Source organism: Collinsella sp. CLA-AA-H302, assembly GCF_040093305.1.
Taxonomy (GTDB): Bacteria; Actinomycetota; Coriobacteriia; order Coriobacteriales; family Coriobacteriaceae; genus Collinsella.
Genome location: NZ_JBBNJW010000017.1, coordinates 20,275 through 29,144, shown reverse-complemented (window position 1 = coordinate 29,144; position 8,870 = coordinate 20,275). Strand labels below are relative to the sequence as shown.

At 63.0% G+C, this 8,870-nt stretch carries 7 protein-coding genes; 2 read left to right on the top strand and 5 right to left on the bottom strand.

Features of this window, described 5'->3' with window-relative positions:
- Positions 1-226: 226 nt before the first annotated feature.
- A complete protein-coding gene (locus AAAV21_RS09750) occupies positions 227-1,360 on the top strand; it encodes an Abi family protein (protein WP_349109294.1) in 1,134 nt (377 codons plus the stop codon).
- 343 nt (positions 1,361-1,703) lie between these two features.
- On the opposite strand, the gene AAAV21_RS09745 is transcribed toward AAAV21_RS09750, so the two are convergent.
- Positions 1,704-2,408: a transaldolase gene (locus AAAV21_RS09745; protein WP_349109291.1), complete on the bottom strand. Its 705-nt coding sequence runs from the start codon at positions 2,406-2,408 to the stop codon at positions 1,704-1,706.
- Between the two features lie 193 nt (positions 2,409-2,601).
- Complete coding sequence (locus AAAV21_RS09740; RefSeq protein ID WP_349109290.1) at positions 2,602-3,429, bottom strand: HAD-IIB family hydrolase; 828 nt, start codon at positions 3,427-3,429, stop codon at positions 2,602-2,604.
- A gap of 75 nt (positions 3,430-3,504) precedes the next feature.
- On the opposite strand from AAAV21_RS09740, the gene rlmKL reads away from it, so the two are divergent.
- The gene (gene rlmKL, locus AAAV21_RS09735) at positions 3,505-6,063 is read left to right on the top strand and encodes a bifunctional 23S rRNA (guanine(2069)-N(7))-methyltransferase RlmK/23S rRNA (guanine(2445)-N(2))-methyltransferase RlmL (protein WP_349109289.1); all 2,559 of its coding nucleotides are present in this window, start codon (positions 3,505-3,507) and stop codon (positions 6,061-6,063) included.
- A 94-nt stretch (positions 6,064-6,157) separates the two neighbouring features.
- Here rlmKL and AAAV21_RS09730 read toward each other — a convergent pair whose 3' ends face one another.
- The 3 genes from AAAV21_RS09730 to AAAV21_RS09720 all read right to left on the bottom strand — a co-directional run bounded on the left by AAAV21_RS09730 (position 6,158) and on the right by AAAV21_RS09720 (position 8,809).
- Complete coding sequence (locus tag AAAV21_RS09730; protein WP_349109287.1) at positions 6,158-6,871, bottom strand: response regulator transcription factor; 714 nt, start codon at positions 6,869-6,871, stop codon at positions 6,158-6,160.
- A 4-nt stretch (positions 6,872-6,875) separates the two neighbouring features.
- Complete coding sequence (locus AAAV21_RS09725) at positions 6,876-8,501, bottom strand: ATP-binding protein (RefSeq protein WP_349109286.1); 1,626 nt, start codon at positions 8,499-8,501, stop codon at positions 6,876-6,878.
- 113 nt (positions 8,502-8,614) lie between these two features.
- The gene (locus tag AAAV21_RS09720) at positions 8,615-8,809 is read right to left on the bottom strand and encodes a hypothetical protein (RefSeq protein ID WP_195404556.1); all 195 of its coding nucleotides are present in this window, start codon (positions 8,807-8,809) and stop codon (positions 8,615-8,617) included.
- Positions 8,810-8,870: the final 61 nt, after the last annotated feature.

Sequence of the window (8,870 nt, the reverse complement as noted above, 5' to 3'; positions counted from 1 at the left end):
GGTATCGGATTCCCACATTCATCCGTACATGTACGGATGAATGTGGGAAGTGTTCGGATGAAGTTGCGAATCAAGGCAAGTGTCGCAAAGAGCGCGGGCGTTCCCCGCGCTCTTTGCCCCTTCGGCAAAGTGGGGTATACTGTCCGCAGTGTGAAAAGCCTTCGGGCTTTTAGCGGCTGCGGGTACCTGTACCTACAGCCGCATTTTTCGTTTTGGAGGCTCGATTATGAAGGAGCGCCCGCTCATCCCAGCAGAACAACAGGTCGCCCACCTCGCAGAGCGGGGCGTCCGCTTCGACATAATGAGCCCCGAGGATGCGGTCGCGTTCCTCCGCGACAAGAACTTCTTCTTCAAGGTCAAGGCGTTTGCGAAGTGCTTCTCAACGTATCGTAGCTCCGCGTCGGAGGGCTACGGACGCTACGTCAACCTAGACTTCGCCTACCTCGCCGAGCTCACCAGACTCGACCACCACCTCCGCGAGCACATCCTCTCGATGACGCTTGACATCGAGCACTACATGAAGGTCCATCTAAACCGGACGATGATGGACGACGGCGCCGACGGGAAGGAGATCCTCGACCTCCTCTTCGCCCACGAGAGGGTGCGTAAGGAGAGGATGCTGGAGGAGCGGTTCGATCCAAGCGGGTCAGAAACAGCCGTCGAGAAGATGAAGGCCATCGCCGACCGGCTAGATGAAGTGGGCGGCAGCGAGCGAGCGACGCTCTTCCTCGAGATGCTCCACATCGCCGAGGACCAGACTTTGGGGATAGACCCGGAGTACCTCGAGCGCAGCGTCTCGTACCTCGGAGACTCGAACTACACCCGGGACCTCGCGAATAAGTATGGCAGACGCGAGGACATGTACGTCTGGAACTACCTGGAACTCGTCTCCTTCGGGGGAATCATCGCGCTTTACAAGTTCTACTTCTACGACCTCAGGAGGGAACGCAGCCAGGAGGCCGAATCCGTCAAGCAGTTCCTGTTCCCCGTGAAGGCCCTGCGCAACGCGACCGCTCATAACGGCAACGTTCTGAACACGATCGGGCAGCGCCTACAGAAGCCCGTCGGCTCCATCGCGACGGCCGCGCGGGAGGAGCTCGGAATCGACCAGGAGCTCGTCGCCCTTACGAAGCGCTTCCCCGTCATCCACGACTTCACCGCGCTCGTGCTCTGCTTCAACAGAATCGTCAGCGATGCGGACGCGAGGTCGGAAAAGGCGGCAGGCCTGCGCACCCTGCGCGAGCGCTTCCTTGAGCACGCCGACTACTTCGAAAAGCAGATCGAGCTTGACCGAGGAATCAGGATGCTGGGGGAAGTCATGCGCTCGGGAGCCGATGTCATCTCTTCGAGCTCCCTATAGCTCTTCAGCCCCCTAATAGCCCCTTACCATTTGGGCCCCGCTCGGACAGAGTGGGTTCGAGTAGGTTCGAGCAACTCAGCAGCAATCCGACTACCCGCTGCATGAAAACCGCAGCTCAGACGCATGACATGCCGTCCCATGAAGCGGCGGGTTCGGGTAAGAGTACGTCCGAGTGGTCAGAGTAGGGCCCGACTCCCCCCCCCTCTTGGTGACGTGCAAAATCGCGAATAATCAGTGTCTCCCAATGGCCCCGCGGCGCCCCAGGGAGCCATGCAAACAAAAACAGGGCCCCTCTTTGCTGAAAAGTCGCGATTTTGCACGTCGCCGGAGGGGGTACCTTTGCTTACGGCAGAATATGGAAGCCCAAAGCGGCGATATCCTTGGCAAAGCCGCGCACGGTATCGAGCGAGACCTCGTACGGGTCACGGCCGATGTTCTTGCGCTTGGCCAGGATGCCGTTGGGCACCGTGATAATCTGGCAACCGCAGGCTTCTGCCTGGTAAATGTTGATGAGCTCGCGCGTGGACGCCCAGAGGACCTCGCAGTTTGGCTTGACGGTGGCCTTCTTGACCGACTCCGTCATAAACGGAATGGGATCAACACCAGTGTCGGCGATACGGCCGGCAAAAAGCGAGATGATGGACGGCGTCTCGGCGTCAACGGCCTCGACCATCTCGTCGACCTGCGCAGGCGTAAAGATGGTGGTGACGTTGACCTTGATGCCGTCGGCGGAAAGCTTGCGCACCAGCTCGGCGGTGGACTCACCCTTGGTGGTCACGCACGGAATCTTGACGTAGACGTTCTCAGCCCAGGTAGCGATCTCGCGGGCCTCGACCTCCATGGTCTCGACGTCGTCGGCAAAGACCTCAAACGACACGGACACATCGGTGATGTGGGCCAGAACCTCCTTGGCAAACGCGCGGTAATCCGTCACGCCACCCTTCTTCATAAGGGACGGGTTGGTCGTGAAACCCTGAACGTTGCCGTTCTCGTACATGTCGAGCATGCCCTCGAGGTTTGCACCGTCAGCGAACACCTTGATTGCCATCTGCCTGATTCCTTTCGCTTGCACAAGGCCGGTAAACTGCTAAACACTTTACCTACGTTTATCAAGGCGTGAGCTGCGGTTTTTTATCTTCTCGGCGAACGGTATAAACACCTCAGTGTTTGGATTGATAAATCGATTGAGCATGCAAAAGCAAAGAGTCGCAGTTTGAGCAAACGTCAGAAGGCGAGATTCATTAGATGAGGCCGAAATGTTGCATCGCGGTGACGGTGCCGTCGTGTGCGACGTCGTCGGTCACGTAGTCGGCGAGTGCCTTGACCTCGGGCATGGCGTTGCCCATGGCCACGGCCGTCTCGACGGCGGCGAGCATGCCCAGGTCGTTGCCCGAATCGCCAAAGCCAAAGGTGCGCGCACTTCCCTCGCGGCCCAGATACTCCAGCGCTCGCGCCACGCCCACGCCCTTGTCGATGCCTTTGGGGCTCAGCTCGCGATTCTGGCCACCGGTGTTGCACAGCTCAAACTCGCGATCGATAAAGCCATCATCGTTGGCTACGCGAGCCAGGTCGCACGCGTTAATGCACACCTTGCCCAAGCGCAAGCGGCCATCGATGCGCATTTCCTCGGCGCTGTGCACCACAGAAGTGCCGATCAGAGACGACTGCTCAACACCCGCGGGTTCCAGGGCAAAAGTAGCCACGTTGGTCTCGAAAAAGGCCTCAATCCCTGCCGCGGCCATACGACGCGCAAGCTCCTCGACAACACCCTCGTCAATGCAATCCTCGTGCACCACACGCCCCTCGACCTCGAGCGTGGCACCCGCCATGGCCACGACACCCGCAGGGTCGAGCACGCGCAGGCTGTCCGCAATCAGCCACAAGGGGCGACCCGTGCAGATAAACGCCTTGTGCCCCGCATCGCGCAGGCGATGAAACGCCTCGATGACCGCCTGCGAGGGACGTACCGCCGAAAAGTCCTTATCGGTCATGTTGTCGGGATCGAACGACGTCAGCGTGCCGTCCACGTCAAAAAACAGTACGGCGGAATCGGGGCACGCATCAATCATATGGGTTCCTTTCGAGGGCGATGGCAAACGAAGCATCCATCATATAATGGAGCGACGCAACCAGAGAGGTCACCCATGGAATTTTACGCAAGCTGCCCCGAGGGCTTTGAGTCCGCACTCGCCGACGAGCTTAAACGGCTCGGGCTTTCGCATGTCCGCCGCCTGAAGGGCCGCGCTACGTTTGAGGGCGAGCTCGAAGAAGGCTACCGCGCCTGTCTGTGGTCGCGCCTGGCCAGCCGCGTGTTTGTGGTGCTTGGGCGCTTTGAGGCGCAGGATGCCGATGCGTTGTACGACGGCGTTTACGACATCGCCTGGGAGAGCATTGTTCGCCCGGGCGCCACCATCGCCATCACCGCCCGCGGCGTGACCGAGCAGCTGCGCAACACGCGCTTCTCGGCCCTGCGCGCCAAGGACGCGCTGTGCGACCGTCTGGCCGAGACCACGGGCCGTCGCGCCGATGTCGATGCCGCCGACCCCGATGTCCACCTGCTGCTTTCGCTGCGCCAACGCCGCGCGAGCATAAGCCTGGACCTTTCGGGCGACCCGCTGTTCAAGCGCCTGCCGCCCGCGGCGACCCGCGCCGGCGAGGGCGCGCACGTGCTGCGCCCCGACTACGCCGCCCTGGTGCTGGCGCAGGTCGGCTGGACTGCACTGTGCGAGCGCGAGCTGACGGCCGACGATTACGAGAACGAAGCACTGCCCACGCTGGTCGACGCCTCGTGCGCCGGCGGCGGTCTGCTGCTGGAGGCCGTAAACATTCTGACCGATCGCGCCCCGGGCGCCGCCCGCGAGCGCTGGGGCTTTGAGGGCTGGCAGCTGCACGATGCCGCCCTATGGGAGCAGCTGCTTGCCGAGGCCCGCGAGCGCGAGGCAGCGGCGCGCGGGCGCCAGGCGCGCATCGTTGCCGCAGACATCGACCCCGCCGCCCGCAAGACCGCCGAGCGCATGGTCAAGTGCGCCGGCTACAAGCGCTTTGTCGACTTTTGCGCCGCCAAGCCCGCCACTGTGCTGGACCACGCAGGCGCTGTCGCCGGCGCCGCCGTGGTCGCAGACACCACCGAGACCCCACTTTCGCTCATGCACGACGCCATGACGCTCGTCGGCGAGCTGCGCCGCGCGCCCGAGCTTGCCGCTGCTCCGGTCGCCGCGCTCACCCGCGATGGCCTTATGGCCCGCGCGCTCCATGCCGAGCCCGCGCGCTCCATCGCCGTCATGCCCAACAACGAAGAGGCAACTATCGAGGTTTGGCCCTCGCTCGACCACGCCGCTGCAGCATTTGAGGCTGAGACCAGCGCAAATGCCGAGGAGCAGGCCGCGGATACCGAAGGCGAAGCCGCCGACACCCTCATGCCCGAACCTACCGCCACGCTCGACCTGGGCGACGGCAAGCCGCTGCCCGTGCTCATCCCCGAGTCCGAGCAGTTCGCCAACCGCCTGCGCAAGAACGCCCGCCTGCGTCGCAAGTGGGCAAAGCGCGAGGGCGTGAGCTGCTACCGCGTCTACGATGCCGACCTGCCCGACTACTCCGCCGCCATCGACCTGTACGAGGGTTGCCCACAGACGCCGGGCCGCTGGCTCGTCATCGCCGAATACGCGGCGCCCAAGACCATCGACCCGGCGCTGGCCCAGGCCCGTATGCTCGACATCTTGGCCATCGCGCCGCGCATCCTGGATGTTCCGGCCGAGCATGTGCACGCCAAGGCCCGCATGCGCTCACGCGGTGGCTCGCAGTACGGCAAGCAGGGCGCCGGCAAGGGCGGCTCGGGCGAGCGCGCCAATATCGCGCGCCGTCGTCTGCCGCTCATCGAAGAGGGCGGGCTCACCTTTGCCGTCAACTTTGACGACTATCTGGACGTGGGCATCTTCCTGGACCACCGCGTCACCCGCAACCTGGTGCGCGAGCACGCCAAGCAGGCGCGCCGCTTCCTCAACCTGTTCGCTTACACCGGCACCGCTACCTGCTATGCGGCCGACGGCGGCGTCGAGGAGACCGTGACGGTCGACCTCTCGAACATCTACCTGGACTGGGCCGAGCGCAACATGCGTCAGAACGGCTTTGTGGGACCGCAGCATCACTTTGTGCGTGACGACGTGCTCGCCTGGATTCGCGACCAGCGTCAGACGCGCAACCGCTGGGACCTGATCTTTGTCGACCCGCCCACGTTCTCGAACTCGTCCAAGATGGGCCGTCGCACCTGGGATGTCCAGCGTGACCATGTTGAGCTTTTGGCCGGCGTATCGCGCCTGCTCACGCAGGGCGGGCACGCCATCTTTAGCTGCAACCTGCGCGGCTTTCGCCCCGAGACGCGCAAGCTCGCCCGCGCGGGCGTCGTGTTGGAGGACATTACGGCGCAGACCATCCCCGAGGACTTCGCACGCAACCAAAAGGTGCACCATTGCTACATCGTGCGCCGCCTGCCCATCGAGGACGCCATGGCCGAGGTCGGCTTTAGCGCCGAGGAAATTGCTGAGCGCGTCGAGGAACTGCGCAACCCCGAGGCCCGCAAGCCTCGCGCGGCAGCGCCCGCGCACGCGCAGGCCGGCAACGGCAAGTCCAACTTTGCCGGCAAGCCCTCCCCCGCCGGCAAGCCCAAAAAGAAGAAGTTCTACGCCAGCAATCCCAAGGGCAAATAACAAAGTTGCGGTGGAATACGGACTGTTTTGCCTGGAATTAGGCAAATTTAGACCGTATTTCACCGCAACACATATTGGGATGGTGGTTGGCGATCTAGCCTTGGGTAACTAGGCGGTAGCCAATGCCTACGTGCGTTTGGATATAGCGCGGATGCGCAGGGTCGGACTCGATCTTTTTGCGCAGCGTACCCATAAAGACACGCAGGCTCGCCAGGTCGCTCTTGGTCGCCGTACCCCAAATCTCGCGCAGGATAAACTGGTGCGTCAGCACCTTGTCGGCGTTGTGCGCCAGCAGGCACAAAAGCTTGTACTCGATCGGCGTCAGGTGCAGCTCCTCGCCGTCCATCGTGGCGATGCCGGCGTCAAAGTCGATATGCAGCTCACCGGTATCGAACGAGCCCTCGGAGGTAACACCGCCCGTTTGCGCATACGAAAGGCGCCTGAGCGTCGTGCGAATGCGCGCGAGCAGCTCCTCGACCGAAAACGGCTTGGTCAGATAGTCGTCGGCACCGGCGTCAAGCGCACGGATTTTGTCCGCATCCTCGCTACGTGCCGATACCACGATAATCGGCATGCCCGACCACGCGCGCACCGACTCCACCACCTTGACGCCGTCCATATCGGGCAGGCCCAGATCGAGCAGCACAATGCTCGGCGCCTGCGACGAGGCGGCGGCGATGGCGGCGTGGGCGGTCTCCACGGCCATATGGCGCAAGCCGTGCGCCTCGAGCGCGGCAACGATAAGGTTGCGGACGGCGGGATCGTCCTCAACGACCAAGATGAGCGGTTTCACAGCAGAGTTCGGCACGGCGCTACTCCTTATCAAACGAAACATCGGCGACGGGAAGCTCAATCGTAAAGACCGAGCCGTGCGGGTCCGCCGCGGCAACCTCTATGCTACCGCCATGCGCCAACGCAATGGAGCGGCAGAGCGAAAGTCCCAGACCCACACTGCGTCGGCTATCGGCCAGGCCATGGTTGGCGGTGTAGAACGACTCAAAGATGCGCTCGCGGTCCTCGGGCGCAATGCCCGGCCCGTCATCGGCAACCGAGCACGTCACGTGCCCATCGTCGACGCCAATCGAAATCACGATATGCGAGCCTGCGGGCGTATAGGTGATGGCGTTGTTCACCAGGTTTACCACCAGCTGCACCATCAGGCGCGCGTCGACGTTGACGAGCGCCGGCTCGTCGCACGCCACCACCTTGAGGTCGTGCTCGTGCACGGCCGGGTTCACGTGGCGCAGCGCCTCCTCGACGATATCGTCCATAAGCTCGAGCGTGGTCGACAGATGCATACCGCCGCCCTCGAGCTTGGTGATGGCGAGCAGATTCTCGACGGTGGCGTTGAGCCATTGCGCATCCGAGCGAATGGATAGGAGCATGCCGCGGCGCGTCTGGTCGTCGAGCACGGCCGTGCCGGTCGAGCCCTGGTCGAGCAGCACGTCGGCATTACCCGAAATGCTGGTAAGCGGCGTGCGCAAATCGTGCGAGATGGAGCGCAACAAGTTGGCGCGCAGCTGCTCGTTTTTAGCGAGCACCGCCGCTTCCTCGCGGGCCTCCATGGCGCGGGCGCGATCGAGCGCCAGCTCGCCTTCGCTCACGATGGCATCGGCAAGCGTCCGCTCCTCGGACGTCAGCGCATCGGGCTCGGCGACAATGGCGAGCACCCCCACCACCGAGTCGGGATCACCCGCGCGCACCATGGTGTCGCCCGAGTGCACGGTCAGGTATATGCCAAAGAACGCCGAGCCGCCATAGGTGGCATCGAGCGGCGTTCCCACATAGGCGGATGCTGAGAGCCGTGGCGGCATCTGCGGCGCCAGCTCGTGCACCGGCGCGGCATCGCCCACGGCCGTGTACATCGTGCGCGGCAGCAGGTCATCGTCGTCGGCATCGGCGCTATACCACACGACCGGACAGTCCGAAAGACGCGCCAGTTGCGTTGCCATAGCATGCACAATCTGTTGCTGATCGCCGCACCGCTGCAGCATGCGGTTGGTCTCGAGCACCATCTGCGTGCGCCGGTCGCTGGCGGCGGCCTGCGCCAAGGCACGACGCAGGGCAAGCGAAATCGAGCTCGACACGAGCGAGACCGAAAACATGATGAAGAACATGCCAGGATAGACGCGGTCGATAAACGACAGCGAGTAGCGCGGGTCGACAAACAGGAAGTTGTAGAGCGCCACGGCGGCAGCCGAACTCAGCAAGCAATACAGGCGGCTCCAGGTAAAGAACGCGCACAGCTGCACGGCGAACACATAGACGATCATGATGCTCGGCGCGAGACCCGGATGGTCGAGCAGCGCGCCCACAATCGTCGCCGCGACCAGCAGCCCCGCCGATACGCAGGCGTCATACAGAGGGCTGCGACGCGTCAGCGTCGTGCGCCGCCACCAAAAGTTCTCGGCAATATCGCCGTCCGCATGGACGTCCATCAGCGCCCCGCCCCTCTCTCAAAAGCAAAAACCACCACAAAGGGGACAGGCACCTTTGTGGTGGTTTCCCCTTGTGGTGGTTCCAAGTGTATAGCCTTTGCAGCCTGCGGTCGTTAGACAAACAGCGCGTGCGCGAGCAGTGCGCACACGCACGCCGCGACAAACACCAGCGCCACGACCGAAATCACGCGATCGGCCATGTCCATGTTGGCCCGATTCGTAAAGAACCGATCTTCGGCGGCATCGGCGCGTGCCTCGCGCACCACTTCGGCAACCACCTCGCGGCCATCAAGCATCTTTGCATCCATGTTTGCCTCCCCGGCCCCAATCTTGTCCATCGAAAACCAACTCCGTGCAACCTGTCGGCGC